This window comes from Plantibacter sp. MDV22-iso1 (genome assembly GCF_058408345.1).
This window is the reverse complement of the sequence record NZ_JBZVDY010000001.1, coordinates 1901566-1928284: the sequence shown is the minus strand read 5'-3', so window position 1 is coordinate 1928284 and position 26719 is coordinate 1901566. Positions and strand designations below refer to the sequence as shown.

The window sequence follows — 26719 nt, the reverse complement described above, 5'->3', positions numbered from 1 at the left end:
GGTCGGTGGGGCTGCACGGGGTGTTCGGAGCCGCGGTCAGTAGCGGGGGACGGTCGGGTCCACGAGGCGCGACCACGCGTCGATGCCGCCCTCGAGATGGACGGCCGTGTAGCCGCGCTCGAGGAGCAGGCGGAGCGCTGACTCGGACCGGATGCCGTGGTGGCAGTAGACGATCACGGGCGTTTCGGGGTCGAGACCGTGGAGTGTCTCGGGGAGCGAGCCGAGCGGCATCAGCGTCGAACCGGGCAACCGGGCGATCTCCGCCTCCCACGGCTCCCGGACGTCGAGCAGGACGGCCTCGTCGTCGCTCGCCGCCAGCTGTGGTGCGGTGATCGTGCGTCCGGCGTGTCGCGGCTCATGGGGTGCTGCCGCTGCGGCGCTCGCCGCATCCCCTCCCGGCGTCCGGTGCAGGTGCTCGTCCAGCGACACCTGCCGGGCGCCCGCGGGGTCTCGCTCGTACCGGAGTTCGCGGAACCCGCCGCTCAGTCCGTCGAACATCGTCACACGGCCGAGCGAGAGGGTCCCGACCCCGGTGAGCACCTTGATCGCCTCGGTCGCCATGATGGACCCGATGACCCCGACCGTGGTGGGCAGGACGCCGCCGGCCTCGCAGGAGAGCACCGAGCCGTCCGTCGGCGGGTGGGGGAAGAGGTCGCGGTAGCGCGGGCCGCGGGACGACCAGCTGAGCCCGGCCTGCCCGCCGTACTGCGAGACCGCACCCCAGACGAGTGGGACGTCGGCGAGCGTCGCGGCGTCGTCGACCAGATACCGGGTCTCGAAGTTGTCGCTGCCGTCGATGACGAGGTCGATCTCCGCGTCGGCCAGGAGACCCATGATCTCGCCGGGTCCGAGGCGGAGGCGGTGCCTGAGGATCGTCGCGTCGGTGTTGACGGCGAGGGCGCGGTCGGCGGCGGAGTCGACCTTCGGACGGCCGACGTCCGCGGTGCTGTGGACGGTCTGCCGATGCAGATTGCTGAGCTCGACCGTGTCGTCGTCCACGAGGTGGATCGCGCCTTCGCCGGAACCGACACCGGCAGCGGCCAGCGCCGGGATGACGATGCTGCCGAGGCCACCCGCGCCGACGATCAGTACCCGTGCGTCTGCGAGGCGCTGCTGCGCCGCTGGTCCGAACCCGGGGAGGGCGAGCTGCCTGGCGTACCGCGCGGTCGAGGACATGCGCCGATTATCCCACCGGCACCGTGCCCGACGACCCTCAGACCGGCTTGACCGGCGTGCGCAGGAGGCAGAAGGCGTTGCCCTCGGGATCGGCGAGCACGTGCCACGACTCGTCGCCCGTCTGCCCGATGTCCGTCGGGCGTGCACCGAGGGCGAGCAGTCGCTCGAGCTCGGCGTCCTGGTCGCCGGCGGTCGGGCTGACGTCGATGTGGAGCTTCGACTTCGGCTGCGGCGGGTCGTCGCTGCGGCTGAGGATGATCGTCGGCTGCGATCCACCGAAGCCGTCCCGGGCTCCGATCTCCACCCCGTCCTCGTCTCGGTCGAGCACGACGAAGTCGAGGACCTCGCACCAGAAGCGGGCGAGCGCTTCCGGATCGCGGCAGTCCAGGACGAGTTCACTGATGCGACATGACATGACCGCAATGTACCGGCGCGTTCTTCGTGGCGGAAGCCGTTGCGGAGCTAGCGATCATCGGGCACGCCACGGTCCGTCTCGGCCCAGTCGGTCAGTGTGATCACGAAGCCACGGACGAGGCGGTCGAAGCTGCGGTCGAGGTCGCGGTCGAGGCCGAAGGAGCCCGCCGCCTCGAGCGAGACGAAGCCGTGCAGGGTGGAGCGGAACGCGCGGATCGCGTCGATGGCGTCGTCGCCGCGGAGTTCGTAGGCCGTGAGGACGTCGGAGATGACCTGGATGGCGCCGAGCGACGCCGCCGTGTCCTCCGCGTCCTCCGGCCCGGCGATCCACTGCGCGGCCGTATAGCGTGCCGGGTGCTTCAGGGCCCACTCCCGGTACGCCCCGGCCATCACCGTGATCGCGTCCGCGCCCGAACGGCCGACGGCCGCGCGCCGCAGGACGTCGCCGAGCTGGCCCTTCGCCTGGAGGGAGATGCTCCGGCGGAGTCCGGCGAGCGAGTCGAGGTGTTTGTAGAGCGAGGGCTGCCGGACGCCGAGCCGTTCGGCGAGGGCGGCGAGGGTCAGCCCCTCGAGCCCCACTTCGTCGGCCAGTTCAGCCGCTTCGTCCACCACGCGCGTGCGGCTGAGTCCCGCCCTAGGCACGGTGCAGCGCCGACTGAAGGAAGCCGAGGACGGCCTGCGAGGTGACCTCGGGCTGTTGGGCCTGCGGGTAGTGGCCGGCGTCCTCGACGAGGACGACCTCCGCCTGCAGGGTGTCGCCGATCCAGCGGGCCTCTGCCGCGGGGTCGGGGAAGTCGGGGTCCTCGGTGCCCATGATCACGAGCGTCGGAGCGCTCACGCCTGGGAGCGCAGCCTCGGCCGGGGCGTGGTCGGTCTGTCTCGTCGTCTGCGAGAAGGCCTTGCCGTAGGCGGGGCGACGCAGGCTCGCGAAGACGGCGGCGAGGTGGTCGTCGAAGTCGACCGGCTTCCGGCCCGCGTTCAACGTGGGGAGGTAGGCCTTCCAGACCCGTGCGACCCACAGCGGAGCCATCATGGCGCGGAACAAGGCGAGCATGAACCCGCTCGCCTTCGGGTTGCGGACGAAGGGCCCGACGAGCACGAGACCGGACACATCGTCGGGGTGCTCGGCGGCGACGATCACGCCCGCGCCGGCAGCGAGGGAGTTGCCGACAATGACGGCCGGGGTGCCCAGTTCGCGGATGAGGGCGTGGATGTCCGAGGCGGTCGCGACGTCGCCGTAGGACGAGAAGGTCGTGTCGCTGTCGCCGTGACCACGGAGGTCGGTGGAGGCGACGCGGTAGCCGGCCTGGACGAGCGCGGGGGCGAGGAAGCGGTAGGAGGAGCGGAGCTCGCCCATTCCCGGGACGAGGACGACGAGCGGGCCGTCGCCCTGGAGCTCGTAGGCGATCTTGCCCTCGGGGCGGTCGAGGTGGCGGGTGGCGGGCCCTGTCGATGCCGGGTTCGTGTTCATGAAGCTAGTGTGCATTGCCGTTTAGCTAATGTCAATAGCTTTTACGGACCGCCTGTCGGAGCAGCCTCATCGACTCGGCACCGGCTCCGAACACTTGCGCCGATACTCGGCGACCGTGTCGACCTTCGGCAGGATGAGGAGGAGGGCCAGGTAGACGAGACCGGCGGTCCCGCCTGTGAAGAGGAGGAGGAAGAGGGCGACGGTGCGGACCCAGTCCACGCGGAAGTCGCCGTACGCGGCGATGCCGGCGCACAGGCCGCCGAACCAGCTCCCTTCCCCGATGCGACAGAAGAATCGACCGCGAGCGGGATAGGCGAGGATCCGGGTCGGCGGTGCTTCCTGCTCGACGGAGCCCGTCTCCGCGAGGATCCTCGCGAGCTGTTCGTCGTCGATCGCGGCGCCAGGGGTCGTCGCCATCGATCGCAGGCGGTCTCCGAGCGCCGTCTCGAGGTCGCGTACGGTCTCGTCCGCATCGGGGTCGGTGCCGAGTGCGGCGCGGGTGTTCGACAGGTAGCGGACCAGGTGGGCGTGTGCGGCGGCCGTCAGCGGGATCGTCTCCGCATGCCCACTCAGGCTCATGTGGTGGATCTGTTCCATGTCAGTGTCCGATCGTCGTGATCATGTCGGTGAGGGAGGACCAATAGGTGCGGAAGTTCCGGAGCTGTACTCGTCCGGCTTCGGTCAGGGAGAGGTACTTGCGAGGCGGGCCGGACGTGGACTCCTGCCAGTCGTGCGCCAGGAGCTCTTCGCGTCGGAGCTTGTTCAGGAGCGGATACAGCGTGGCTTCCTGGACGGGAAAGCCGGCTTCGCGGAGCGCCGTCGCTATCTCGCCCGCATAGCGTCGCTGATGCTCGACCGAAGCGAGCACGAGGGGTTCGAGCATGCCTCGGCGGAGTGCCGCGAGCTTGCTATCTGGTTCCATGCCGGTACTGTAACACGAATCGGTACCGGGCGGGACGTCGTCAGGCGAGGTCTGTCCACCAGCGGACGCCGTCGAGGGTGACGCGCGTGGTCTCCTCGTGATGGAGGACGACGAGCAGGATGTCGTCGCAGTGTCGACAGCGCACCACCCACGCGTCCGGGGTGCCGAACACCAGCTCCGCGGCGAGAGGCGAGACGTCGCGGCACCCGAGGCACTGTGACATCGTGTCGCTCGGGTCGGTGCCGGTCAGTTCCGACAGGGTGCCGGCGAGGACGTTCCCGTCCAGATGCGAGGTCATCACGCGCCTCCGAACCGCTCGGTCTTGATACGCGCGGGATCGTGGCCGATCGCGACGAGGGTGTCGGCGATCGCCTCGACGAATCCGGTCGGTCCGCAGACGAACACCGACGGGGCCTCGCCGCCGGTGACCTCGAGCGCCTGCAGGTCGGCCGCGACCAGGCGGCCGGCGGGACGAGCCCAGCCGTCGGGCGCTCGCCGGGTGTAGATCCAGGTGACCTCGACTCCGGTCGCCGCAGCGAGCTCGTCGGCGAAGAAGGCGTCCTGCGGTGAGCGGACCGAGTACACGAGTCGGAACGGCGTCGTGCTCCCGGCCGCCTCGTGCGCTCGCACCATCGCCACGAGCGGCACGATGCCCGAACCGCCGCCGATCAGGAGGACCGGCTCCGTGTCCTCGGGGTGCCAGACGAACCAGCCGCCCAATGGTCCACGCACCTCGACCTGGTCGCCGACCTCGATCGCGTCGACGAGGAACGGGGAGACCTCGCCGTCGGGGACCCGGTCGACGGCGATCTCGATGCGGTCACCGGCGTCCGCCGAGGCGATCGAGTAGGAGCGCACCGCCTGGTAGCCGTCGGGGGCGGTGAGGCGGACGTCGGCGTGCTGCCCGGCGAGGTTCCCGCCCCAGCCGGGAGCGTCCAGGATGAGGCTCCGCCCCGACGGGGTCAGCTGCGTCGCCGTGACCACGGTGGCCGCCTTCCAGACGTCGACATGGCCCGTGCGCCTCACGAGTACCGCTGTTCGAGCCAGGGGTCACCGTAGGCGTGGTAGCCGTTCTGCTCCCAGAACCCCGGTTCGTCGTCCTGTTGCATGACGAGGCCGCGGATCCACTTCGCGCTCTTCCAGAAGTAGAGGTGCGGGATGAGGAGCCTCGCCGGCCCGCCGTGCTCCGCGGCGAGCGGCTCTCCGTCGAAGCCGGTGGCGATCCAGGCCTTGCCGTCCAGGAGGTCGTCGAGTGGGACATTGGTCGTGTAGCCGCCGTAGGAGTGGGCCATCACGAAGTCGTAGCCGCTCTCGACCTCGGCGAAGAGCGTGTCGAGGGAGACGCCCTGCCAGCTCGTGCCGAGCTTCGTCCAGCGGGTCACGCAGTGGATGTCGCGGGTGATGTCGTCCTGCTGGAGCGCCTGCATGGCCGTCCAGTCCCAGCGGTGGTTCTCGCCCGTCTCCGTGCGGATCTGGAACTCCCACTCATCGGTGTCGATCCGCGGCGTGGGCCCGGCGGACAGGACGGGGAAGTCCTCGGTGAGGAACTGCCCGGGCGGGAGCCGGTCGTCCTGCTCCCGTGCCCGTCCTCCGAAACCGCGTGTGAACACCGCCATGTCGACCTCCTCAGGATGGTCATCACCCTAGTGAGCGGGTGTCGGTGAAACCAGACCCTCCTGGGGCCACCAAGTGGTTCCGGCCCCGCTCAGCCGGTGATGAGGTTCGACAGCGCGTCGATCGAGTGGACGACGGCGAGGGCGCCGGTGGCCTCCGCCGGCGAGCCGTAGCCCCACTCGACGAGGATCGTCGGGATCCCATGCGCCGCTGCGCCCTCGATGTCGTGGAGGCGGTCGCCGACGAGCACGGTGCGGGACGTGTCGACGCCGGCGGCGGTGAGGCGCCGGAGGGCCTCGCCGACGACGTCGGCCTTGCTGCTGCGCACCTCGTCCTCCGAGGCGCCGGTGACGACGGTGAAGTACTGGCTCAGACCGAAGTGGTCGAGGATCGTGTTCGCCTGTGACTCGGGCTTCGAGGTCGCGAGCCCGATCGGGATCCCGGCCTCGGAGATGCGCGCGAGCAGCCCGGCGACGCCTGGGAACACCGCGGTGCCGACTTCGGCGCCCTCGATGGCGACCTGGCGGCGGTACTCGGTGAGGGCGAGCTGCGACTGCAGCGGGTCCATCCCCGCGAAGTCGCGGAAGGAGTCGAGCAGCGGCGGCCCGACCCAGCGCAGCAGGGACTCGTCGGACGGGACGGGGGCACCGACGTTCGCCAGCGTCGCCTTCATGCGGGAGATGATGCCGGGAGCCGAGTCCACGATCGTGCCGTCGAGGTCGAACAGCACGCAGGACCAGCTGCGGTGGAAGGACACGGTCGTACTGGCGAGGTAGAGATCGGTCACACGCTCCATCCTAGGGCGACCCCTCCGGCCGGGTTCGATGCCCAGCGCGGTGCGCTGACGTGAGCGCGGGCATGGCGGCGTGAGCGCGGTGGTCCGGGCGTGAGTGTGTGCGTCGCGGCCCGAGCGCGGTGCTGGCGCACGAACGCGGGTCTCCGGAGGGGCGCGCTCGAGTGCGTGCCCCGCGCTCGCGTCAGCGCACCGCGCTGGCCGCCCCACAGGGAAGGGTTGTCAACCGGTTGCCAGAGTCGTAGGCTGACAGGACCGGCAGCCCGACTGCCTGGTTCCCGATGACGAGAACGAACGCGAAGGCGGAAGCGCACGTGAATGCACAACACCCGGTGAGCTGGACCCTGTCGGGTTTCGGCGACGAGATCGACGCCGACCCGACGACGCAGATCGCCGTGCTCGAGGCGCTCGGTGCATCGCACATCGAGGTCCGGAGCGCATGGGGCGTCAACATCATCGACCTCGACGCCGACCAGCTCGCCCGACTCGGTGCGCAGCTGGAGCGGTCGGGCATGGGCGTGTCCGCCATCGGATCACCGATCGGCAAGGTCGACGTGGCCCTCGACGCCGAGCTGGAGGTCGCCCGCCTCGCGCGAGCGATCGCCGCTGCACACGCCCTCGGGACCCCGAACATCCGCATCTTCTCGTTCTTCCGCGGCGAGGGCGTCCCGGTGGAGAGCACCCGCGACGACGTCCTGGTCCGCATGCGCCTGCTCGCCGACCTGGCCGAGCGTGAGGGGGTCGTGCTGCTGCACGAGAACGAGAAGGACATCTACGGCGACGTCCCGGAGCGCATCCTCGACCTCGTCGAGTCGGTCGGATCACCGGCACTCCGTCTCGCCTGGGACAACGCGAACTTCGTCCAGGTGGGCGTCGCTCCGTTCGACGACGGCTACGCGATGCTGCGCCCCTACCTCGACTACCTGCAGGTCAAGGACGCGGTCGCCGCGAGCGGCCAGGTCGTGCCGTCCGGCGATGGTGACGGGCAACTGCGTGAGACGCTCACGGCGTTGCGCGACGACGGCTACACCGGTTTCGCCTCGCTCGAGCCGCACCTCGCCGACACCCACGCGCTCGGCGGCTTCTCCGGTCCCGCCTCGTTCGGCGTCGCCGCCCGGGCCTTCCGGAGGCTCACCGACGAGCTGGGGATCGAGCTGCGATGAGCCGCGGGCCAGCACCCGTCCTCCGCCGCGTCGCCGTGATCGGGTGCGGTGACATCGCAGCCCTCCACCTCGCGTCGATCGGAACGGTTCCCGGCGCGCAGCTCGTGGCGGTGTGCGACGTCGACACCGGCCGGCTCGATGCGGCGATGGCTACGACGGGTGTCCCGGGCTTCACCGACCTCGATCGACTGTTCGACGAGGCGCGACCCGACGTCGTGCACATCTGCACCCCGCACCACTTGCACGCCGACCAGGCGATCCGAGCGCTCGAGCGCGGGATCAGCGTCATCCTCGAGAAGCCCCTTGCCCACACGCGCGAGGAGGCCGAACGGCTCCTGGCCGCTGCTGAGCACAGTCGCGCGAAGATCGCGGTGTGCTTCCAGAACCGCTACAACCAGCCGGCGGAACGCGCCAAGGAACTCCTCGACTCGGGTGAGCTCGGCGCAGTGCTCGGCGCCTCGGCGGTCGTGCCGTGGCATCGGACGGCGGCCTACTACGAGGATCGCCCTTGGCGTGGTCGCTGGGCGACCGGCGGCGGCGGTCTCCTCATGAATCAGGCGATCCACACGATCGACCTCGTGCAGTGGTTGGTCGGCGACCCGGTCGAGGCGACGGGATCGATCGCCACCCGCGCGCTCGCCGAGGTGATCGAGGTCGAGGACACGGCCGAGCTCCGCATCGTGCACGCGGGAGGCGCGACGAGCACGGTCTACGCGACGGTCGCCGGGGTCGCGAACCTGCCCGTGACGATCGACGTCGTCTGCGAGCGGGGCACGCTGAGCCTCGGCGCCGAACTCACTGTCCGCTTCGCCGACGGGCGCGTCGAGACCACGGTCGAGCGCGTGACGGCCAGCGGAGCGCGTGCCTACTGGGGCGTCTCCCATGAACGGCTGATCCAGGACTTCTACGCGGGGCTCGACGAGCCGGGCGCCTTCTGGCTCCACCCCGCAGAAGCGCGGAAGGCGTTCGATGTGATCCAGGACGTCTACGACGCGGCGATCCCCGAGCGACGGTCGCCGGTCCTCGCCGCGCAGCCCGGCGGTCGCTGAGCCACGATCGGTCGTGGGTCAGCGACGGCTCAGGACGCTGCGTCCCGCTTGACGAGCAGCAGCGCCCCCGCCGGGTCGGGGAACCGCTCCACATCTCGGACGGCCGTCTGCAGGACGGTGTCGAGGTGCTGGGACGCCAGGCTGACGCCACCCATCGCCACCGCCTCCGAACCGAGCGAGGAGACGACCACGTCCGGTGGCAGCGGGCAGATCCCGCCGAGGGTGCGGATGAAGCGCGGCAGGAAGACGTCCGCGCCCGGAGCGCTGCCGCCTCCGACCACGAGGAGTTCCGGATCGAGCGCCAGGATCATGGCCGCCGCGCCGGTGGCCAGGTCGTCCGCGAACTCCTCCATCGCCGTCAGGGCGATCCGATCACCGGCGCGAGCCGCCTCGAAGATCGCTTCGCGGGACGGCCGTGGAGAGCCGAGGACCGACTCGCCGTACCGCTCGTTCAAGCGGGACCACCGGAGTTCGGGCATCTCGCCGACGATCCCTGCCGCACCGTGCACGCCGCGATGCACCTTCCCGTCGACGATGGAGGCCGCGCTGGTGCGCACGCCGCAGAGGAGGTAGACGACGTCGCGGTGGCCCTGTGCTGCGCCGACGGTCAGTTCCGCGCGGGCGCCGAGCGCGACGTCGCCCTCCACCAGGACGGCTCCGTCGAACTCCTGCTCGAACCGCTCGCGCAGGTTCAGTCCGACCCAGTCCGGCAGCCCCGTTCCGCCGAAGTGCAGCACCTCGCCGTCTCGGCCGATCGCACCCGGGGAGCCCACGGCGACGATCCACACCGACCCGCGGGTGAGGCCGAGGGTGCTGAGCACCGCATCGCCGGTCGCCAGCGCCAGGGTGATGCGCTCGGTCGCGCCCGTGTCCTCGGGCAAGCGAGCCGTGCGCTGGCCCAGGACGGCACCGGCGAGGTCCGTCACGACGGCATGGATGTGGTTCGCGCCGATGTCGAGCGACAGGAGGTGGCCGAGTCCCGCCCGCACGCTGAAGGCGGTGGCCGGTCTGCCGATCCGGGACGCCGAGGCGCGTTGGACGGATTCGAGCCAGCCCATGTCGACGAGGTCCGTCACGATCGCGTCGATGGCCGTCCGAGACAGCCCGGACGCGTTCGCCAACTCCCGCAGGGTGAGTGGCTCCGGGAGCAGGGCGCGCAGCACACCGAGCGAGTTCATCCTCCGGAGCAACGATCGACTGCCCATCGATCCGCCGGAGGGCTCCACCATCGCCTCTCGAGGCATCCGCCATTCCCCCCTTGCGACTTTTCACGGCACGTTGCAGTATTAACTCCGCCTCCTCGACTCTACCCGCGGCAGCCCTGCGGTGGCAGGCGTGAATCCCGCGTCGATCCCGAGAGCGCCCATCCAGACAGAAAGCCGGCCATGCTGCACACCTTCACCTTCGGTGACCTCCGCGTCCCCGCGAACCTCGCCGGCGAACCGACCGCCACGAGCACCGGCTTCGTCGTGCCCGCCGGTCCGGTCGCGATCCTCCACCCCTTCGGCGACACCGGGTTCTACCGGCACGGCTGGAACTCGTGGAGCCCGAGCGGCTGGACCACCACGGACGGCGAGACCATCGGCATCAAGAACAACCCCGACCGGCTGCTCACCGCCGACGATGCGGTCAACGAGACCCCGCACCTCCACTCCGGCAGCGGTGTCGGAGCCATCGCGGGACCGGACGGCACCGTGCTGCTCATCGGGACCCTCGGGCTCGGCAACCCCAGGGTCGGTGCCGACCGCAACACGATCTGGGCGCGGAGCGAGACCGACGAAGCCGAGTGGTTCGTCACGTTCGGACCGGAGCAGCAGGCCTTCGCCGACTACGCGGCCATCCTGTCCGAACGGCTCGGGCGGCGCTCGCAGCGCGCCGGTCGCGTCTGGAGCAGTTGGTACTCCTACTACGAGGGCATCGACGAGGAGCTGGTCGCCCGCACCGTGGCCGACCTCACCGGGTACCCCTTCGACGTGTTCCAGCTCGACGACGGCTGGGAGCCGATCGTGGGCGACTGGACGGCCGGTCCGGACTTCCCGTCCGGTATGCAGGCGACGGCCGGTCGCATCGCCGAGGCCGGGTTCCGCCCGGGGCTCTGGCTCGCCCCCATGATCGCGCTTCCCGATTCCACGATCGCGCGGGAGCGCCCCGACCTCCTCGTGCAGGACGACGCCGGCCGCCCGCTGGCGACTGGCTACAACTGGAACTCCCACTACTACTCGCTCGACACCACGCAGCGGGAGGTGCAGGACCACCTCCGCGAGGTCTTCGAGCGCGTCACCGGGTGGGGTTTCAGCTACCTCAAGCTCGACTTCATGTACGCGGGGGCCGTCGCCGGTCGGCGGCATCAGGACGTCCACCGCGAGACCGCCTACCGGGACGCGATCTCGTTCATCAGGGAGACCGTCGGCGACGACGTGTACCTGCTCGGCTGCGGCGTCCCGATGATCCCGTCCATCGGGGTGTTCGACGGCGCGCGCGTGGGGCCGGATGTCGGTCCGTTCTGGGACAACGCCGAACGGGTCGGCGACCCGTCGGGCGTCGGCGCATGGAACTCGATCGTCGACTCCGTCAACCGCGTCTGGCTGAAGGACGTCTACGAGGTCGACCCCGACGCCGTCTACTTCCGCAGCGCCCGCAACCTCCTCGACCCGGACGAGCGACGCATGCTCCAGGACGTGGCGGCCATCCTCGAGTTCAAGTCGACCTCCGATCCGGTGGTGTGGCTGCACGAGAGCGAGCGAGCCGAACTCCGGCAGTACCTCACGGAGACCCCCACGGTCGAGCAGACCGGGCGGTTCACCTTCCGGCTCGACGGCCGCGAGGTCGACCTGACGGCCGTCGTGGCAGGGGAGGCCCGGTCCGACACCTCGTACATCGGGTGATGCTTGGCGCTCGCCGGAGACCCGGCCCTATCCGATAAACGAACGCCGATCCTCCAAAGATGGAGCTACCACGGACTCGTGAGATTCTGGGCAGGATGAGCGTGAATGCTGGGCCCGCGGAGCGGTTCGAAGCCGCGGGCGGCGACGTCGACGACGCGCGCGAGCTGTACCGCGAGGCATACCAGATCGGCGGGATCACCGTCGAGCCGACGGCCACCGACTTCGGATACCGCTTCACGTCCATCGGCGACGCCGACCTCGCGCTGCGCGCGTCGCAGGTCGAGGGCCGGATCACGGGCGCTTCCTTCACCCAGGACGAGTACGTGGTGACCTGGCTCACGCGTGGCGAGGGCGTGATGGACCTGCTCGGTTCGCCGATGAAGCTCCACCCTGGCGTGCCCTCGATGTTCGCGAATGACCGGCCCGCGCAGTTCGATCTCATCGACTATCGGCTCAACATGATGCACTTCGGCGGTGCGTACGTGGAAGGCGTCGCGGCGGACACCGAGGGGTCGGTGGGTCCGATCCGGTTCGACACGACGTTCCGCCCGTCGGGCGACGCCCTGCGGCGTTGGACCGAGACGGTGGCGACCGTCGCGCGCGTGATCTACGACGACGGGAGTTCCGCGGTGCTGCGCGCCGAGGCGAACCGAGCGGCCGCCGTCACGTTGCTCGAGGTCTTCCCACATCTCGCTCTGCAGCCACGGACCGATCTGGCGGTTCCTCCGAGCAGCAAGGCCCGCGCCGCCGTCGAGTTCATGGTCGCGAACGCCCACCGACCCATCGCGACCGCGGAGATCGCGGAGGCCGCCGGGCTCAGCCTGCGCAGCCTGCAGGCGGCGTTCCGCCGTGAGTACGACGTCACCGCCACGGACTACCTGCGCTCGATCCGCCTCGATCGCGTGCGGCAGGAGTTGCGGGATGCGGAACCGGGCCTGGCCACGGTCGCCGAGGTCGCCAGACGGTGGGGGTTCACTCACCTCGGTCGGTTCGCGGCCTCCTACACGACCCGCTTCGGCGAGTACCCGAGTGTCACCCTCGCGTCGAGCGCCCGCTGAGCGCCATACCCGGTCCCTGAGCGGCATCCCCGGTCCCTGAGCCTGTCGAAGGGCGGCACCCTGAAGCTGAGTGCTCCCACCAACGAGGCCTGTCCGGCGCGGGCACCCGGTACGGTGTCCGGATGACGACTGGACGATACTGCGGTTCCCCATGGCAGTAGGGGCGACGCGACGCGACGCGCAGCTCGTGCTCGACGACCTCTCCTTCCGGATCATCTCCACGACCGCCGATCGCGACCCCGGCGCGGCCCGCTTCGTCCTCGTCCACGGTGTCGGCACCTCGCACCGGTACTTCGCCCGGCTGCACGACGACCTCGCCCGCGACAGTGACACCGTCTCCGTCGACCTCCCCGGGTTCGGTGGTCAGGCGAGGCCCGTCCGCACGGTCGAGGTCGGAGAGATGGCGACGGCACTCGGGCACGCGCTGGACACGCTCGGGACCGCGCCGTTCGTCCTCGTCGGTCATTCCATGGGCGCGCAGTGGGTCGTCGAACTGGCCGCTCAGCGTCCCGATCTGGCGCGTGCCGTCGTCATCATCGGTCCGGTGACGGACCGTGACCATCGGTCGATGGTGGCGCAGGCGCTGGCACTCGCGTGGGACACGGTCGGTGAGACCATGAGCGTGAACCGACGGGTCTTCGTCGACTACCTCCGCGCAGGGCCGTCGTGGTTCCTGCGGCAGGTGCGACGGATGGTCGACTTCCCCATCGAGGACCGCATCGTCGAGGTCACCGCTCCCGTGCTCGTCGTCCGCGGCGGGAACGACCCGATCGCCGGTACGGGATGGAGTCGGTTGCTTCGTGATCGGGCGTCACACGGTTCGATGGCGGTCGTGCCCGGCCACCGGCACGTCGTGCAGCACACGGCACCACGAGCGATCGCCTCGGCGATCCGTGCCTTCGTCGCCACCTAGGCTGAGGCCATGACGCGATCCACGGTGAACGACCCGCACGCTCCGAAGCCCGTCGGGCCGTATTCGCATGCCGCGGTCGCCCCGACCGGAGCGCTGTACCTGTCCGGGCAGACGCCCATCGATCCGGTGACCGGAGCCCTCGTCGACGGTGATGTCGCCGAACAGACCCGCCGGGTGTTCGCCAACCTCGAGTCGGTGCTGACGGCCGCCGGTCGCGGGTTCGCCGACGTGGTCAAGGTGAACGTCTACCTCGTCGACATGGCCGACTTCGCGTCGATGAACAGCGTCTACGAGTCGGTCTTCTCGGCGCCCTACCCTGCGCGCACCACGGTCGCGGTCGTCGGGCTGCCGCTCGGCGCGCGCGTCGAGATCGAACTCGTCGCCTGAGGCGGTGCGTCCCTGGGCGAGAGCGGCTCCCGAGCTCATTCCGGCCCCTGGGCCCACACCCCGGTCCCTGAGCTTGTCGAAGGGCTGGACGAAGGTCCGACTCAGTCCGTGGCCGGCGGCGGGGCGGTCGACTCGCGCATGATGAGCGTGGTCGCGAGGTCGGTGATGGTCGGGACGTCGGTGCCCCCGAGGTGCGCGAAGAGGGTCTGCACGGCGTAGGAGCCGGAGGCGATGTGCGGGCTGCGGATCGACGTGAGTGCCGGTGTCGTGAAGTCCGAACCGAAGATGTCGTCGAAGCCGATGAGGCTCAGCCGGGTGGGCATCTCGACACCACGTGAGCGCAGCTCCAGCATGATGCCGATGGCCAGGAGGTCGTTGTACGCGAGGACCGCGGTGGCACCCGTCTCGAGCACGGCCGTGGCCGCCGCCCTGCCCGCGGCCATGTCGGGCTGCGTCGACGGCACCCGCACCGTCCCGATGCCGCGCTCCGCGCACAACGCGCGCGTGCGGTCCCAGCGATGACGCGACATCCACGAGCGCGACGGCCCGGAGACGAACGCGAGGCTCCGGTGACCGAGCTCCGCGAGGTGGTCGATCGCCTCGGTGAGGCCCGGGTCGACGTCGGCGACGATGCTGTCGACGTCGTCGACCTGACGGTTGATCACGACGACGGGCTTCTCCTGGCCCAGCGCGCGCACGTCGTCGGGCAGGAGCCTCGAGGTCGCGAGGATGAGACCGTCGACCGACGGCATGAGCCGCCTGGCGGTCAGCAGCTCCATCTCCGCCGACTCCTTGAACTCCGCGAGCACGAGCGTGTAGTTGCGCTCGGCGGCCTCGCGCTCCGCACCGCGGACGACGTCGAAGAACATCGGGTTCGTGATGTCGGCGACGATGAGGCCGAGCGTGCCGGTGCGCCCGGTGGGGAGCGCCCGGGCGGCGGGGTTCGCCACGTAGTTGAGCTGCTTGGCGGCGTCGTGGATCTTCTGCGCCGTCTTCTCGTTGATGCGGCCAGGGCGGCTCAGCGCCCGCGACACGGTCGACGGGTTGACGCCGGCGAGCTGCGCGATGTCGTAGATCGTCGCGGCACGTTTCGTCTTCGCGACCCCCGCCGTGGGTTCGGGTTTTGCGGGCTCGGGAGCGACCATCTCGGCGGATGCGTCAGAGGTGCTCATGGGGCTCGCTCCTCTCGATCGCCGCCCTCGGCGACCTGAGCCATCGTACTGCCGCGGCCTCCGCGGGAGGGCTCAGGCCGGCCGGGTCAGCGGGTCGCGACATCGAGCGCGTGGTTGGCCCACTCGTACGACAGGCGGTGCGACTCGTAGACGCTCTCGACGCTCGGGAAGTCGACCTCGATCATGTAGTCGCCGTCGTAGTCCGCGGGCATCGCCGCGACGATCGCGTCGAAGTCGAGCACGCCCAGCCCGGGTTCCGCCCACAGCCGCTTCGTCTGCGACGTCTCGTGGTAGCTCAGTGCGCCGTCCGCCGCGCCGTCGAGGTGATCGGCGTAGACGTCCTTGATGTGGATGCCGCCGACGCGGTCGCGGTAGTCGGTGATCATGGCGACCGGGTCCGCTCCCGCCCAGCGGAGGTGTCCGGTGTCGGGCCCGAACCCGATGAGGTCCGGGCCGAGGGTGTCGAGCAGACTGCGGATCTCGTGCTCGGTCTCGAAGACGCCACCGACGTGCGAATGGTGCAGGGGGCGGATCCCCTCGGCGAGCAGGACCTCGCAGGTCCGGCCGGCGTTCTCGATGGCCAGGTCGAGACGCTCCTGGGAGAAGTCGGCGCCGATCGCGGGCGTCGCCATGCGCGCCGGGATCGCCATCGAGGAGATCATCGTCCGGTCGAGTCCGAGGGAGGCCTGGGCCGCCCCGAACGCCTTCGCCGCCTCGAGGACCTCGGCCAGGACGACCGTCTCGTCGAACGCGCTGCTGAACAGGCTGAGCGACGGTGCGAGGCCGTAGTCGCCGATCCACGTGCGGTACTCGTCCGCGGTCATGCCCTCGGGGATGTCGGCCTTCACCGCGGTGAACCCGATGCGCTGGAAGTCGGCGAAGGCCTCCTCGAATACCTCGCGGGTCTTGCCGCGCGCACTCCAGTACGGGATGGGGTTCGCCGCCACCCGGTTCGTCCGCTGCGCGCTCATCGGGCCACCGCCGCAACGGCGTCGAGGCGGACCGGTTGGCCCGTGCGTGCGGATTCGTAGAGACCGGTGATGATCGAGATCGCCTGGCGGTTCTCCGCCAGCGTCACGCGGAGCGGCTCCTCCCCGCGGATCGCGGCGAGGACGTTCCGGTACTGGTGCAGGTGCGCGTCCGACATCTGTCCGGCGACGCTCGAGCCCGCCTGCGTCTCGTCGGCGAACTGCGCCGCCTGGTTCGTGTCCTTGCCCTGCGAGCCGAAGAAGGCCTCTGCGCGCTCCATCCCCGCGGGGGTGGAGTGGAAGTACGTCAGCTGGTCATTCTCGATGACCGCCGAGCCGCGGTCACCGTGGACCTGCAGCCGCGCGACGAGGCCCGGGTAGACGGCCGTCGAGCCGTGGATGACGCCGAGCGCACCGGATGCGAAGCGGACGACACCGACCGCGACGTCCTCGGTCTCGATGCGCTCGTGGGCGAGGAGCGCGGTGTAGCCGAAGACCTCGACAGGGCGTCCGAGGAGCGCGACCAGCAGGTCGACCGTGTGCACGCCCTGGTTCATGAGCGCGCCGCCGCCGTCGAGTGCCCAGGTGCCGCGCCAGTCGCCGGAGTCGTAGTAGCTCTGCCCGCGCCACCAGTCGACCGAGGCGATGCCCGAGGTGATGCGCCCGAGGTCTCCGCGCTCGGCGGCGGCGAGGACGATCTCCGTCGAGGGGTCGAAGCGGTGCTGGGAGATGACGGTCACGACGGTACCGGCGTGCTCCTGGGCGGCGATGATGTCGTCCGTCCGCGAGACGGTGACGTCGGCCGGCTTCTCGATGATGACGTGCTTGCCGGCCTCCAGTGCCTCGATGGCGAGGTCGGCGTGCAGACCGGTGGGCGTGCAGACGACGACGATGTCGGGGTCGGTCTGCGCCAGCGCCTCCGCGAGGGTCGTGAACGCCCGTCCGCCGCGCTCGGCGACGAGGGCCTCCGCCTTCGCGAGCTCCGGGTCGGCGACGGCGACGAGTTCCAACTCGTCGCGCAGCTGGTCGATGACGATGCCGTGCTGCTTCGAGATGATGCCGGCGCCGGCGATGGCGATGCGGTGCGGTCGGGACATGCGGGGGTTCGCTCCAGTTCTGTGCGTGGGGTGTGTCGGTGTCCGGGCCGGCTCAGGCGAGCTGGCGGAGGTGTGCGAGGGCGGCCTCGAGCTCCGGTTCGAAGTCCTCGAAGAGGCACTCGACGGTGATGGGGCCGTCGTAGCCGCCGTCACGCAGGGCCGTGATGAACTCGGTGAGCGGCCAGTCGCCCTGGCCGGGCGGCCGTCGTCCGGCGTCGGCGATGTGGGCGTGTCCGATGCGGGCGCCCAGGGCCTGGACGACGGCGAGTGGCTCCTCCTCCAGCATGATGTGGAAGAGGTCGGCGACGACGGGCACGCGGTCGATCCCGAACTCGTCGAGGAAGGCGACCGTCTCCTCGAGCGAGTTGAGCAGGTTCGTCTCGTCCCGGTTCAATGGCTCGAGGACGATCTGCAGTCCGTTCCGCTCCGCCGCGTCGCGCGTCTCGACGACGACCTCCGCGAACCGCGCGCGGGCGGCCGTGACATCCACCCCGGCGGGGATGGTGCGGGCCGTCCCGCTCCCGAACACGATCTTCGCGCCGGGCTCCGAGACCGAACCGATGATCGGCATGACGGCGTCGAGGTACGCCGTGACGCGTTTCGCCGGGAAGCCGGGGTCGGCGAGCGACAGGTCGCCGGGGAACAGGATGGCGAACGACCCGCGTCGGACGCTCGTGTCGTAGTCGGGATGGCGCGTCCACCTGGCTCCGTCGGCGACGACGAGGTTGCCGACGATGGTCGGTTCGGCGTAGTCGGCTCCGGACGCGAACGCACCGGGGATGCGTTCGGAGGGGACGATCACGCCGTACCCGGTGAGCGGGTGCCGCTGGGCGGTCGGGTTCGTGTCGGACATGTGGTTCCGTTCCGTCGTCGGTGGGATGGTCATCGCTACTTCAGGCTCCCCGAGATGAGGTCGAGGCGCCAGAACCGCTGGAGGACGAGCACGAAGATCACCACGGGGATGACGGCGATGAGCGCCCCGGCGATGGCGACCGAGTAGAGCACCGGTTCGCTGCCGCCACGGTTGAGCATGAGGAACATGGCGACCGTGATGGGCGACAGCTCCGACTTCGACTGCATGATGTACGGCAGCAGGAAGTTGTTCCAGGCGCCGATGAACTGCAACAGGAACACGGTCACGAGACCGGGGAACAACAGCGGCAGGCCGATCGAGACGAAGGTGCGCCCCTCGTTCGACCCGTCCACCCGGGCCGCCTCGAGGAGCTCCTGCGGCACCGAGCCCCGCGCGAACACGTAGGAGAGGTAGATCCCGAACGGGGTGATCGAGATCGGGATGAGCACCGCCCAGTAGGTGTTCGTGAGGTTCAGCTGCGCGAAGAGCATGTACTGCGGGATCGCGAGCGTGATCGTCGGGAGCAGGACGCCCGCGAGCAGTCCGACCATGACGGCCTTCTTGCCCGGGAACCGGTAGAGCGCGAGCGCGTAGCCGGCGGCGGCCGAGACGGCGGTCGACAGGAGAGCGCCGCCGATCGAGTAGATGAAGCTGTTACCCAACCAGCGTGCGAAGGAGCCGTTCTCGTAGGCGAACAGGTCGGTCATGTTGTCGACGAGGCTCGACCCGAAGGTGAACGCGCTCGTGGAGAACAGCTCGCCGGTGCTCTTGGTGGCGGCGAACACGACCCACACCATCGGGAGCAGGAAGTAGAGGACGGCGATCAGGAGGACGATCGTCGGGAGGATTCCGCCGAGCTTGTGGACGAGGCTGACGGATTCCTTCGGTTTGCGGATGCGGCCGCGATCGGCGCGGACGACGGTCTCGCGAGCGAGACGGTCCTCCTCCGCGCGTTCCGCGGTGCGTGCGGTGGTGGTCATGCGTTCCTCCGAGCCGCGAGGCGTTGCCCGCCGAGCACCAGGAGCGACAGCAGCACCGTGGCGAGGGCGAGGATGATGGATGCCGCCGATGCCGAGTTGAGGTCGTCGTGGGCGAAGGCGTCCCGGTACACCCGCATCAACGGGAAGTAGGTCGAGCTGATGGCCGGGGTGAGGCTCGAGAGCATCTGCGGCTCGCTGTACACCTGGAGGGCGCCGATGATCGAGAAGAGCCCGGTGAGGATCGTGGCCGGCACGATGTGCGGCAACTTGATGTACCAGGCGATGCGTGGTTCGTTGCAGCCGTCGATCCTGGCGGCGTCGATCTGCTCCTTCGGCAGCGACTGCAGTGAGGTGTACAGGATGATCGTGTTGAAGCCGATCCCGCCCCACAGCACGACGTTGATGATCGCCGTCATGACGAGGTCGCCGCGCAGCAGCGTCGGGAACTGCAGGCCGAAGGTCTCGGCGAGCTGGTAGATCGGGCTGATCTCGGGCACGTACAGGAAGCCCCACATGAGCGCCGCGATGACGCTCGGCACGCCATACGGCAGGAAGATCGCCATCCGGCTGAAGGCACGGAGGCGGGCTCTCGGGAGGTCGAGCAGCAGCGCGAACAGCATCGCCGTGAGCATCATGATCGGCACGAGGAAGAGCGCGTACACGGCGAGGTTGCCGAGGCTCGTCCAGAACGTGGGGTCCTGGAGCACCTTGGTGTAGTTGCCGAGGCCGACGAACACCTCCTCGCGCACGCCGTACGCGCTCGCGCCGGCCGCGGTGCCCATGAGGCTGAGCCCGCCGGAGTACACGATCGGGATGACGAACACGAAGACGAACAGGACCACCGCGGGGGCGATGAGCACCCAGGCGAACAGGTGATGCGGGCGGGTCAGCGAGACGCGCCGTCTGGTGGGGACCGCGGTCGGATCGTCCTCCGTCCGACCGCGGTCCCGCTCGATGGTCGGCGCGGTCATCAGCCCGCCAGGTCCTTCTCGACGATGTCCTGCACCTTCGGGAGCACGTCGGCCCACGGGCTCGTCCCCTCGATGGCGTTGCCGAGCTCGTCGGTGATGGCGGTGAAGGCCACCTGCGTGTTCGGTCCCCACTGCACGGTGACGAGCTTCGACGCCGCTTCCGTGGCGCTCGGCCAGTAGGTGGTGTCCTCGGGCATGAGCTCCGGCGGCGTGCGATCGATCTCCTGGCCGTGCAGGGCCCCGGTGAACTTGTTGACCTCGACGAGCCCCTCGGCGCCCTCATCGGACGCGTTCAGCCAGGTGATGAACTCGAGCGCCTGATCGTAGTGCGGGCTCTCCTTGAGGATGACGTTGGCCGACCCGCCGCGGGCGAAGACCCGCGGATCGGCGGCGTCCCACTGCGGGATCTGCGCGGCCGACCAGAGCCCGACCGTGTCGGGGTACTGGTTGAGCAGCGGACCGGGAGCCCAGGCGCCGGCGATCGTGCCGAGCACCCGGCCACTCGCGGTCGCCTCGATCTGCTCGGGGCTGCCGGTCTGGTAGGTGCTCACGAGATCGTCCTCGACCATGCCCTGCCAGAAGTCCAGGACCTCCTGCGTCTCGGCGCTGTCGATGTCGACACCCCATTGCTCGTCGGAGTAGTCCCACCACTGGGCGCCGTTCTGCAGGGCGAGTCCCATGAACTGGTCGGCGTCGATCGAGCTGAAGTTGAAGAGGTAGCGGTCACCGTCGAGGGTGCGGACCTGCTCCGCGAGGGCTCGGAAGTCGTCCCAGCTCGCGGCCGGGGTGAGACCGTACTGCGCGAAGAGGTCGTTCCGGTAGACGAAGAGCGCCGGCCCGAGATCCTGCGGGACGCCGTAGACCGTGTCGTCGAAGGACACGCTCTCGAGCACCGTGGGGGAGTAGGCCTCCTCGAGGTCCTGCTTCGCGCTGTCGAGTGGGGCGAGGACGCCGGCCGACACGTAGGTCGGCAGCTGCGTGTACTCCGCCTGCGCGATGTCGGGGCCGTCGCCGGCTCGCACCGCGCTCAGGACACGAACGGGCATGTCCGCTCCGCTCGCGGGTTGCGAGATGTTGACCTGGATGTCGGGGTTGGCCTGGTTCCACACCTCGACCCGCTTGTCGATGTTCGAGCCCCAGGCCCAGAACTCGAGCGTCACCGGGCCGTCGGCCGAGTCGTCGCCGCCCGGCCCCGAGCACGCGGTCAGCGCGAGGGCGAGGATTCCCGCGGTCGCGATTCCGATACGAACGCTGTTTGCCACTGCAATCTCCTTTGATAGCGGGGTCTGCTCCTCGCGTCGCTGAAGCGTTTCAGTGGTGCTGGACCACGACGGTTCCGGGCGGAAGCGGGATCAGTCTCGCAGACGGTCGTCGATCTGGCAAGCGATTGCCAGAAGGACATGGCAATCGGTTGACAGGCGGAGGTCTCCCGGTTTCAATGGAGGCGTGCCAACGACGCTGCAGAACGATCCAGACCGCCTCCTCCCCGCCGACCCGGGGACCCGCGACGTCGCCAGGGCGCTCTACCGCTCGGTCGAGGCCCTGCCGATCGTCTCGCCGCACGGACACGTGGATCCGGTGATCCTCGTCGAGGACACCCCGTTCGCGAACGCCACCGAGCTGTTCCTCCGGCACGACCACTACGTCACCCGCCTGCTGCACGCCGCCGGGTTCTCGCTCGCGGACGTCGGCGTGCCCGACCTCGCCGAGGGTGGTGCCGTCGCCGCGCCGCGGGACGCCTGGCGACGCTTCTGCGAGCACTGGCACCTGTACGCCGGCACCGCCTCCGGGTACTGGCTGAGCTCGATCCTCGGTGAGCAGTTCGGTGTCACGGAGCAGCCGGACGGAGCGAACGCCGACCGGCTCTTCGACACGATCCACGAGGCGCTCCAAGCGCCGGCGTTCCGTCCGCGTGCGCTGTTCGACCGCTTCCGCATCGAGGTGCTCGCGACCACCGACGACCCGATGGACGACCTCGCCGCACATGCCGCCCTCGCGGCGGACCCCGCCTTCAGCGGGCGCGTCCTGCCGACCTTCCGGCCCGACGCGTACCTCGATCCGACGAAGGCCGGGTGGGTGGAGCGGGTCGCGGCACTCGCCGCCTGGAACGGGACACCGGAGTCCAGCTACCGCGGGTATCTCGAGGCGCTCGTCGGGCGCCGTAGCCACTTCATCGAGCACGGGGCGGTGTCGGCCGACCACGGTGTCCCGCAGCCGCTCACGATCGAACTCGAGGAGGCGGACGCCGCGACGCTGTTCGACCGCGCGCTGTCGGGGACCGCCGACGCCGCGGACCTCGAGCGGTTCGCTGCGCACATGCTGTTCGAGAGCGCCCGGATGAGCGTCGAGGACGGCCTCGTCATGACGGTGCACCCCGGCGTCCACCGCAACCACCACGCGCCGACGCTCGCCCGCTTCGGGCCGGACACCGGGCACGACCTCCCGGTCCGCACCGACTACGTCCGCCCCCTGCGCCCGCTGCTGGAGCGGTTCGGCACGGCTCCGGGGTTCCACCTCGTCCTCTTCAGCGTCGACGAGACGAGCTACTCGCGGGAGATCGCACCGCTCGCCGGGTTCTACCCGAGTGTCTTCGTCGGCGCACCGTGGTGGTTCCTCGACGCGCCCGACGCCGTCCTGCGCTTCCGGTCCGCCGTGACGGAGACGGCCGGGTTCTCACGCGGATCGGGGTTCATCGACGACACGCGGGCGTTCCTCTCGATCCCCGCCCGACACGACATGTCCAGGCGCCTCGACGCGTCGTTCCTCGCGCGACTCGTGCGGGAGGGGCGCATCGACGAGGCGACGGCCGAACGCATCATCCTCGACCTCGTCGTCGACCAGCCGCGACGGGTGTTCAAACTGTGAGCACCGTGACGACCGCGGACAGCGCTGCCGGAGCCCAGGGGGAGCAGGCGGTCCCGCCTCTGTCCCGCGCGCGGCTGCCCGAGTTGCCGTCGGCGCCGGTCCGGATCGTCCACCTCGGACTCGGCGCCTTCCACCGTGCTCATCAGGCCTGGTACACCCAGCTCGCCGACCCCGATCACGAGTGGGGCATCGCCGCCTTCACCGGCCGGAGTCCGCAGGCCGCAGTCGATCTGGACACCCAGGACTGCCTCTACACGGTCGTCGAGCGATCGGCGGACGGCGACTCGGCGACGATCGTCGGTTCGATCGTCGAGGCGCGGGACGGTGGCGACGTCGCACGGCTCCACGACCTCCTCGCCGCCGAAACCACCGCCATCGTCACGCTCACGGTCACCGAGTCCGGGTACCGGCTCGATGCCGAGGGGAGGCCGGACACGTCGGATCCGGCGGTCGAGCACGACGTCGCCCTGCTGTCCGAGGCCTTCGTCGAGCCGGCGGACCTCCGCGACGCCCGACCGACGACGACGCTCGGCAGACTGCTCCTCGGCCTCGAAGCCCGTCGTCGTGCCGGGGCCGGTCCGATCGCGATCCTGCCGTGCGACAACATCGCCGACGGCGGTGCGCTCGTCCGTCGCGCGATGCTCGCCCTCGTCGACCGGGTCCACCCGGAGACCGCTCGGTGGATCACCGATGAGGTCTCGTTCGTCTCGTCCTCGGTCGATCGCATCACGCCGCGTCCCACGGCCGCCGACGAAGCGACGGCCGCGACGCTCACCGGATTCGCCGACGCCGCTCCCGTCGTCACCGAGCCCTTCACCGACTGGGTGCTGAGCGGCGACTTCCCCGCCGGGCGGCCGGCGTGGGAGTCTGCGGGTGCCCGGTTCGTCGACGACCTCGAGCCCTACGAGCAACGCAAACTGCGGCTGCTCAACGGCGCCCACAGCCTCCTCGCCTACGCGGGCCCGCTGCGCGGTCATGCGACGGTCGCCGAGGCGGTCGGCGACGAGCAGTGCCGGGCCTGGGTCGACGAGTACTGGGACGAGACGGAGCGCCACCTGCCGGACGACCTCGGGCTGACGGCGTATCGCACCGCGCTCCTGGAGCGCTTCGACAACGCGCGCATCGAGCACCGGCTGCAGCAGATCGCCCTCGAGGGGGTCACCAAGCTGCGGGTGCGGATCGTGTCGACCCTCCTCGCGGAACGGGCCGCCGGTCGGCCGGGAACCGGGTCCCTGCGCGTGATCGCCGCGTGGGTCGCGGCCGTCCAGGGCGACGACCGGCCGGGTGACGCGAGCGGTGCCGCCGTCGCCGAGGCGCTCAGGTTCCAGGGTCGGGAGCGGACCGCGGCGCTCGTGCGCCTGATCGATCCCCGCCTCCTCGACTCGGAGCCGGATGGCGGTTCCAAGCTCGTCACCGAGCTGGAGCACCTGGTCGACGAACTGACCGGACGCCCACGGAACCCCTGACACCCGCCACTGCAGCCGACCCGCAGTCCGTCGGAACCACCCCGGCCACATCGGCCGCAACGCACGAAGGAGTAGTACCCATGAACATCGACAAGGCTGAGGTCATCGTCACGAGTCCCGATCGGAACTTCGTGACGTTGAAGCTCACGACGGATGACGGTCTGATCGGCCTGGGGGACGCGACGTTGAACGGGCGCGAGTTGGCGGTGGTGGCGTATCTGTCCGAGCACGTGGTGCCGTTGTTGCTGGGGCGTGATGCGTCGCGGATCGAGGACACGTGGCAGTTCCTGTATCGGTCGGCGTATTGGCGGCGGGGTCCGGTGACGATGGCGGCGATTGCGGCGGTCGACATGGCGTTGTGGGACATCAAGGGCAAGGCTGCGGGCATGCCGGTGTATCAGTTGCTGGGCGGTGCGTCGCGGACGGGGCTGCTCGCCTACGGGCATGCGTCGGGGAAGAGCAACGAGGAGTTGTTCGACAGTGTGCGCGAGCACCAGGCGCAGGGGTATCAGGCCATCCGGATCCAGACGGCGGTGCCGGGGTTGCAGTCGATCTACGGCATCGCGTCGAACGCCACGTTCGAGGGCAACACCGGCGTCCGCTACGACCACGAGCCGGCGCAGCGTGGCGGCCTGCCGAACGAGGAGGACTGGGACACGAGGTCGTACCTGCGTCACCTGCCGACGGTGTTCGAGGCGGTGCGGAACGAGTTCGGTCCGGAGCTGCCGTTGCTGCACGACGGGCATCACCGGATGACGCCGATCCAGGCCGCGAAGCTCGGCAAGAGCCTGGAGCCGTACGACCTGTTCTGGTTGGAGGACTGCACGCCGGCGGAGAACCCGGAGGCGTTGCGCCTGGTGCGGCAGCACACGACGACGCCGTTGGCGATCGGGGAGATCTTCAACACGGTGTGGGACTACCAGCAGATCATCCGGGAACAGCTCATCGATTATGTGCGTGGTGCGGTGACGCACATGGGTGGGATCTCGCATCTGAAGAAGACGTTGGACTATGCGGCGCAGTACCAGATCAAGTCGGGCATGCACGGCCCGACGGACATCTCCCCGGTCGGGATGGCGGCCGCGATGCACCTGGGGTTGGCGATCCACAACTTCGGCATCCAGGAGTACATGAAGCACGGCGAGAAGACCGATGCCGTGTTCCAGCAGTCGTACACCTGGGAGAACGGCATGCTGCACCCGGGAGAAGCACCGGGTCTCGGTGTCGAGCTGAACGTGGACGAGGCGGGCAAGTACCCGTACCAGCGCGCCTACCTGCCCTACAACCGCCTCGCCGACGGCACCGTCCACGACTGGTGACCCCCCGCGGCCAGCGCGGTGCGCTGACCCGACCGCGCCCCTGTGACGTGAGTGCGCCCCTCCGGAGGCCCGCGCTCACGTCACAGGGGCGCGCTCGCGAACGCCTCGGAGCCGGGTCAGCCCGCGAGGAGGGCGACGCCGATCACGACGACGGTCGCCGCGGCGATCCGGCGCACGGGTCGGCCCTCGCGGAGTACGAGTGCACCGAACAGGCTGACGAGGATGACGCTCACCTCGCGCATCGGCGCGACGAGGGCGACCGGCGCCATGGTGATGGCGACGAGCACGAGGATGTACGACATCGGCGAGAGCACCCCGAAGGCGAGGATGCGTGGCCAGTGGGCGCGCAGGACCGCCGGCAGCTCGCGTGCCCGGCGACCGAGCGAACCGGAGAACAGCACGACCTCGACCGCGGTGCAGCCGACCATGTACGCGACGGGCGAGGCGCCCCACGTGCGGACGGCGTGCGCGTCCCAGATCGTGTAGGCCGCGATCGCGACCCCGGTCAGGAGTCCGAAGGCGACCGCCGGATCGATGCGTCGTCGCGTGGCGCGTACGTCGACGGCGACCGGTGCCGGGTCGCTCCCGCGATCGACGAACCCGATCGCGACGACGCCGACCACGATCGCCGCGACACCGAGAAGCGCGAGCAGTGACGGGCGTTCACCGAGGATGAGGACGGCGATGATCACGCTGATCGTCGGGCCGGTGCCGCGCGCCGTGGCGTAGACGGTGGAGAGGCGTCCGCTGGCGTAGCCGCGCTGCAGCACGAGCATGTAGACGTAGTGCAGCACGGCGGAGACCATGACGCCGATGGCGAAGCCGGTGAGGTCGTCCGTACCGAGCCCGCCGGTGAAGGGGACGACGATCGCCCACAGCACGGTGCTCGACACGGCCCCCCACCAGAGGAAGGGCATGCCGATCCGGCTGACGCCGTGGGCGACGATGTTCCACGCCGCGTGGCAGACCGCGGCGGCGAGGACGATGGTGACGGCGAGCAGAGACACGTGAGACCCTTCCGATCCTCGCGGGCGCGACGATCAGGGTCCTCCGGGCTTTTGTCCTGTCAGATGACGGCCGTCGGCTGGCCGCCGACCGTGGCGCCGCTCGGACCAGTCGAGCTGTCGCTCCGGAACCCTAGGCGCTATCGCGCACCACGCTACCAGCCTCCGGCGAGACGTGT

28 protein-coding genes are annotated in these 26719 nt (G+C 70.0%); 9 read left to right on the top strand and 19 right to left on the bottom strand.

Translation table 11 applies throughout. The features are described from left to right. Nucleotides 1-36: 36 nt before the first annotated feature. From AC4PMY_RS09285 to AC4PMY_RS09240, 10 genes are all read right to left on the bottom strand, one after another. A complete protein-coding gene (locus AC4PMY_RS09285; protein ID WP_491622540.1) occupies nt 37-1176 on the bottom strand; it encodes a ThiF family adenylyltransferase in 1140 nt (379 codons plus the stop codon). Nucleotides 1177-1213: 37 nt separating this feature from the next. Continuing rightward, nucleotides 1214-1591 carry a VOC family protein gene (locus tag AC4PMY_RS09280; RefSeq protein WP_491622539.1) on the bottom strand — a complete coding sequence of 126 codons (378 nt, stop codon included), beginning with the start codon at nt 1589-1591 and terminating at the stop codon, nt 1214-1216. Nucleotides 1592-1638: 47 nt separating this feature from the next. Continuing rightward, nucleotides 1639-2202 (bottom strand): TetR/AcrR family transcriptional regulator, encoded by a 564-nt coding sequence (locus AC4PMY_RS09275; RefSeq protein ID WP_491622538.1) that lies wholly within the window; start codon nt 2200-2202, stop codon nt 1639-1641. A gap of 22 nt (nt 2203-2224) precedes the next feature. Then, complete coding sequence (locus AC4PMY_RS09270; protein WP_314138242.1) at nt 2225-3061, bottom strand: alpha/beta fold hydrolase; 837 nt, start codon at nt 3059-3061, stop codon at nt 2225-2227. A 66-nt stretch (nt 3062-3127) separates the two neighbouring features. Beyond that, nucleotides 3128-3658, bottom strand: coding sequence for a PspC domain-containing protein (locus AC4PMY_RS09265; RefSeq protein ID WP_199687210.1), 531 nt, complete (start codon nt 3656-3658; stop codon nt 3128-3130). A gap of 1 nt (nt 3659) precedes the next feature. Continuing rightward, nucleotides 3660-3983: a PadR family transcriptional regulator gene (locus AC4PMY_RS09260; RefSeq protein WP_071261893.1), complete on the bottom strand. Its 324-nt coding sequence runs from the start codon at nt 3981-3983 to the stop codon at nt 3660-3662. A 40-nt stretch (nt 3984-4023) separates the two neighbouring features. After that, on the bottom strand, nt 4024-4281 hold the full coding sequence (locus AC4PMY_RS09255; RefSeq protein WP_491622537.1) for a DUF6510 family protein: 258 nt from the start codon (nt 4279-4281) through the stop codon (nt 4024-4026). Continuing rightward, the gene (locus tag AC4PMY_RS09250) at nt 4281-5009 is read right to left on the bottom strand and encodes a ferredoxin reductase (protein ID WP_491622536.1); all 729 of its coding nucleotides are present in this window, start codon (nt 5007-5009) and stop codon (nt 4281-4283) included. Before AC4PMY_RS09250 ends, AC4PMY_RS09255 begins: the two co-directional genes overlap by 1 nt. Continuing rightward, nucleotides 5006-5599, bottom strand: a complete 594-nt coding sequence (locus AC4PMY_RS09245; protein ID WP_491622535.1) for a sulfite oxidase-like oxidoreductase — start codon at nt 5597-5599, stop codon at nt 5006-5008. The genes AC4PMY_RS09250 and AC4PMY_RS09245 overlap by 4 nt, the downstream gene beginning before the upstream one ends. Nucleotides 5600-5688: 89 nt before the next feature. Further along, nucleotides 5689-6384, bottom strand: coding sequence for an HAD hydrolase-like protein (locus AC4PMY_RS09240; RefSeq protein WP_231884265.1), 696 nt, complete (start codon nt 6382-6384; stop codon nt 5689-5691). Between the two features lie 287 nt (nt 6385-6671). Between AC4PMY_RS09240 and AC4PMY_RS09235 the strand changes: the two genes are divergently transcribed. Beyond that, entirely contained in the window at nt 6672-7553 is an 882-nt protein-coding gene (locus AC4PMY_RS09235; RefSeq protein ID WP_491622534.1) for a sugar phosphate isomerase/epimerase family protein, read from the top strand. Then, on the top strand, nt 7550-8602 hold the full coding sequence (locus AC4PMY_RS09230; RefSeq protein ID WP_491622533.1) for a Gfo/Idh/MocA family protein: 1053 nt from the start codon (nt 7550-7552) through the stop codon (nt 8600-8602). The genes AC4PMY_RS09235 and AC4PMY_RS09230 overlap by 4 nt, the downstream gene beginning before the upstream one ends. A 29-nt stretch (nt 8603-8631) precedes the next feature. On the opposite strand, the gene AC4PMY_RS09225 is transcribed toward AC4PMY_RS09230, so the two are convergent. Continuing rightward, nucleotides 8632-9780 carry an ROK family protein gene (locus AC4PMY_RS09225; RefSeq protein WP_491622532.1) on the bottom strand — a complete coding sequence of 383 codons (1149 nt, stop codon included), beginning with the start codon at nt 9778-9780 and terminating at the stop codon, nt 8632-8634. Between the two features lie 207 nt (nt 9781-9987). On the opposite strand from AC4PMY_RS09225, the gene AC4PMY_RS09220 reads away from it, so the two are divergent. The 4 genes from AC4PMY_RS09220 to AC4PMY_RS09205 all read left to right on the top strand — a co-directional run bounded on the left by AC4PMY_RS09220 (nt 9988) and on the right by AC4PMY_RS09205 (nt 13845). Then, nucleotides 9988-11487: a glycoside hydrolase family 36 protein gene (locus tag AC4PMY_RS09220; RefSeq protein ID WP_071261887.1), complete on the top strand. Its 1500-nt coding sequence runs from the start codon at nt 9988-9990 to the stop codon at nt 11485-11487. A 95-nt stretch (nt 11488-11582) separates the two neighbouring features. Next, nucleotides 11583-12545 carry a helix-turn-helix domain-containing protein gene (locus tag AC4PMY_RS09215; RefSeq protein WP_491622531.1) on the top strand — a complete coding sequence of 321 codons (963 nt, stop codon included), beginning with the start codon at nt 11583-11585 and terminating at the stop codon, nt 12543-12545. A 151-nt stretch (nt 12546-12696) separates the two neighbouring features. Continuing rightward, nucleotides 12697-13458, top strand: a complete 762-nt coding sequence (locus AC4PMY_RS09210; protein ID WP_064293923.1) for an alpha/beta fold hydrolase — start codon at nt 12697-12699, stop codon at nt 13456-13458. 9 nt (nt 13459-13467) lie between these two features. After that, entirely contained in the window at nt 13468-13845 is a 378-nt protein-coding gene (locus AC4PMY_RS09205) for a RidA family protein (RefSeq protein ID WP_064293922.1), read from the top strand. 101 nt (nt 13846-13946) lie between these two features. Here AC4PMY_RS09205 and AC4PMY_RS09200 read toward each other — a convergent pair whose 3' ends face one another. The 7 genes from AC4PMY_RS09200 to AC4PMY_RS09170 form a co-directional block, all read right to left on the bottom strand. Beyond that, a complete protein-coding gene (locus AC4PMY_RS09200; RefSeq protein WP_491622530.1) occupies nt 13947-15017 on the bottom strand; it encodes a LacI family DNA-binding transcriptional regulator in 1071 nt (356 codons plus the stop codon). A gap of 86 nt (nt 15018-15103) precedes the next feature. Then, on the bottom strand, nt 15104-15988 hold the full coding sequence (locus tag AC4PMY_RS09195; protein ID WP_491622529.1) for a sugar phosphate isomerase/epimerase family protein: 885 nt from the start codon (nt 15986-15988) through the stop codon (nt 15104-15106). After that, on the bottom strand, nt 15985-17082 hold the full coding sequence (locus AC4PMY_RS09190; RefSeq protein WP_491622528.1) for a Gfo/Idh/MocA family protein: 1098 nt from the start codon (nt 17080-17082) through the stop codon (nt 15985-15987). Before AC4PMY_RS09190 ends, AC4PMY_RS09195 begins: the two co-directional genes overlap by 4 nt. A 52-nt stretch (nt 17083-17134) precedes the next feature. Next, nucleotides 17135-17968: a sugar phosphate isomerase/epimerase family protein gene (locus AC4PMY_RS09185; protein ID WP_491622527.1), complete on the bottom strand. Its 834-nt coding sequence runs from the start codon at nt 17966-17968 to the stop codon at nt 17135-17137. A 2-nt stretch (nt 17969-17970) separates the two neighbouring features. After that, complete coding sequence (locus AC4PMY_RS09180; protein WP_491622526.1) at nt 17971-18915, bottom strand: carbohydrate ABC transporter permease; 945 nt, start codon at nt 18913-18915, stop codon at nt 17971-17973. Beyond that, nucleotides 18912-19886: a carbohydrate ABC transporter permease gene (locus AC4PMY_RS09175; protein ID WP_491622525.1), complete on the bottom strand. Its 975-nt coding sequence runs from the start codon at nt 19884-19886 to the stop codon at nt 18912-18914. The genes AC4PMY_RS09180 and AC4PMY_RS09175 overlap by 4 nt, the downstream gene beginning before the upstream one ends. Further along, a complete protein-coding gene (locus tag AC4PMY_RS09170; RefSeq protein ID WP_168223364.1) occupies nt 19886-21148 on the bottom strand; it encodes an ABC transporter substrate-binding protein in 1263 nt (420 codons plus the stop codon). Before AC4PMY_RS09170 ends, AC4PMY_RS09175 begins: the two co-directional genes overlap by 1 nt. A 184-nt stretch (nt 21149-21332) precedes the next feature. Between AC4PMY_RS09170 and uxaC the strand changes: the two genes are divergently transcribed. The 3 genes from uxaC to manD all read left to right on the top strand — a co-directional run bounded on the left by uxaC (nt 21333) and on the right by manD (nt 25536). Next, complete coding sequence (gene uxaC, locus AC4PMY_RS09165) at nt 21333-22751, top strand: glucuronate isomerase (protein WP_491622524.1); 1419 nt, start codon at nt 21333-21335, stop codon at nt 22749-22751. A 5-nt stretch (nt 22752-22756) separates the two neighbouring features. After that, nucleotides 22757-24217 carry a mannitol dehydrogenase family protein gene (locus AC4PMY_RS09160; RefSeq protein ID WP_491622523.1) on the top strand — a complete coding sequence of 487 codons (1461 nt, stop codon included), beginning with the start codon at nt 22757-22759 and terminating at the stop codon, nt 24215-24217. A gap of 80 nt (nt 24218-24297) precedes the next feature. Continuing rightward, complete coding sequence (manD, locus tag AC4PMY_RS09155; RefSeq protein ID WP_491622522.1) at nt 24298-25536, top strand: D-mannonate dehydratase ManD; 1239 nt, start codon at nt 24298-24300, stop codon at nt 25534-25536. 116 nt (nt 25537-25652) lie between these two features. Here the strand turns inward: manD and AC4PMY_RS09150 are convergent, their stop codons facing one another. Then, nucleotides 25653-26543 carry an EamA family transporter gene (locus AC4PMY_RS09150; RefSeq protein ID WP_491622521.1) on the bottom strand — a complete coding sequence of 297 codons (891 nt, stop codon included), beginning with the start codon at nt 26541-26543 and terminating at the stop codon, nt 25653-25655. Nucleotides 26544-26719: the final 176 nt, after the last annotated feature.

Excerpts from the sequence above, each read along its gene's own strand:
- AC4PMY_RS09285 (WP_491622540.1), bottom strand. The coding sequence starts at position 1,176 with ATGTCCTCGACCGCGCGGTACGCCAGGCAGCTCGCCCTCCCCGGGTTC.
- AC4PMY_RS09280 (WP_491622539.1), bottom strand. The coding sequence starts at position 1,591 with ATGTCATGTCGCATCAGTGAACTCGTCCTGGACTGCCGCGATCCGGAA.
- AC4PMY_RS09270 (WP_314138242.1), bottom strand. The coding sequence starts at position 3,061 with ATGAACACGAACCCGGCATCGACAGGGCCCGCCACCCGCCACCTCGAC.
- AC4PMY_RS09265 (WP_199687210.1), bottom strand. The coding sequence starts at position 3,658 with ATGGAACAGATCCACCACATGAGCCTGAGTGGGCATGCGGAGACGATC.
- AC4PMY_RS09260 (WP_071261893.1), bottom strand. The coding sequence starts at position 3,983 with ATGGAACCAGATAGCAAGCTCGCGGCACTCCGCCGAGGCATGCTCGAA.
- AC4PMY_RS09255 (WP_491622537.1), bottom strand. The coding sequence starts at position 4,281 with ATGACCTCGCATCTGGACGGGAACGTCCTCGCCGGCACCCTGTCGGAA.
- AC4PMY_RS09245 (WP_491622535.1), bottom strand. The coding sequence starts at position 5,599 with ATGGCGGTGTTCACACGCGGTTTCGGAGGACGGGCACGGGAGCAGGAC.
- AC4PMY_RS09235 (WP_491622534.1), top strand. The coding sequence starts at position 6,672 with ATGACGAGAACGAACGCGAAGGCGGAAGCGCACGTGAATGCACAACAC.
- AC4PMY_RS09230 (WP_491622533.1), top strand. The coding sequence starts at position 7,550 with ATGAGCCGCGGGCCAGCACCCGTCCTCCGCCGCGTCGCCGTGATCGGG.
- AC4PMY_RS09225 (WP_491622532.1), bottom strand. The coding sequence starts at position 9,780 with ATGAACTCGCTCGGTGTGCTGCGCGCCCTGCTCCCGGAGCCACTCACC.
- AC4PMY_RS09220 (WP_071261887.1), top strand. The coding sequence starts at position 9,988 with ATGCTGCACACCTTCACCTTCGGTGACCTCCGCGTCCCCGCGAACCTC.
- AC4PMY_RS09215 (WP_491622531.1), top strand. The coding sequence starts at position 11,583 with ATGAGCGTGAATGCTGGGCCCGCGGAGCGGTTCGAAGCCGCGGGCGGC.
- AC4PMY_RS09210 (WP_064293923.1), top strand. The coding sequence starts at position 12,697 with ATGGCAGTAGGGGCGACGCGACGCGACGCGCAGCTCGTGCTCGACGAC.
- AC4PMY_RS09205 (WP_064293922.1), top strand. The coding sequence starts at position 13,468 with ATGACGCGATCCACGGTGAACGACCCGCACGCTCCGAAGCCCGTCGGG.
- AC4PMY_RS09200 (WP_491622530.1), bottom strand. The coding sequence starts at position 15,017 with ATGAGCACCTCTGACGCATCCGCCGAGATGGTCGCTCCCGAGCCCGCA.
- AC4PMY_RS09195 (WP_491622529.1), bottom strand. The coding sequence starts at position 15,988 with ATGAGCGCGCAGCGGACGAACCGGGTGGCGGCGAACCCCATCCCGTAC.
- AC4PMY_RS09190 (WP_491622528.1), bottom strand. The coding sequence starts at position 17,082 with ATGTCCCGACCGCACCGCATCGCCATCGCCGGCGCCGGCATCATCTCG.
- AC4PMY_RS09185 (WP_491622527.1), bottom strand. The coding sequence starts at position 17,968 with ATGACCATCCCACCGACGACGGAACGGAACCACATGTCCGACACGAAC.
- AC4PMY_RS09180 (WP_491622526.1), bottom strand. The coding sequence starts at position 18,915 with ATGACCACCACCGCACGCACCGCGGAACGCGCGGAGGAGGACCGTCTC.
- AC4PMY_RS09175 (WP_491622525.1), bottom strand. The coding sequence starts at position 19,886 with ATGACCGCGCCGACCATCGAGCGGGACCGCGGTCGGACGGAGGACGAT.
- manD (WP_491622522.1), top strand. The coding sequence starts at position 24,298 with ATGAACATCGACAAGGCTGAGGTCATCGTCACGAGTCCCGATCGGAAC.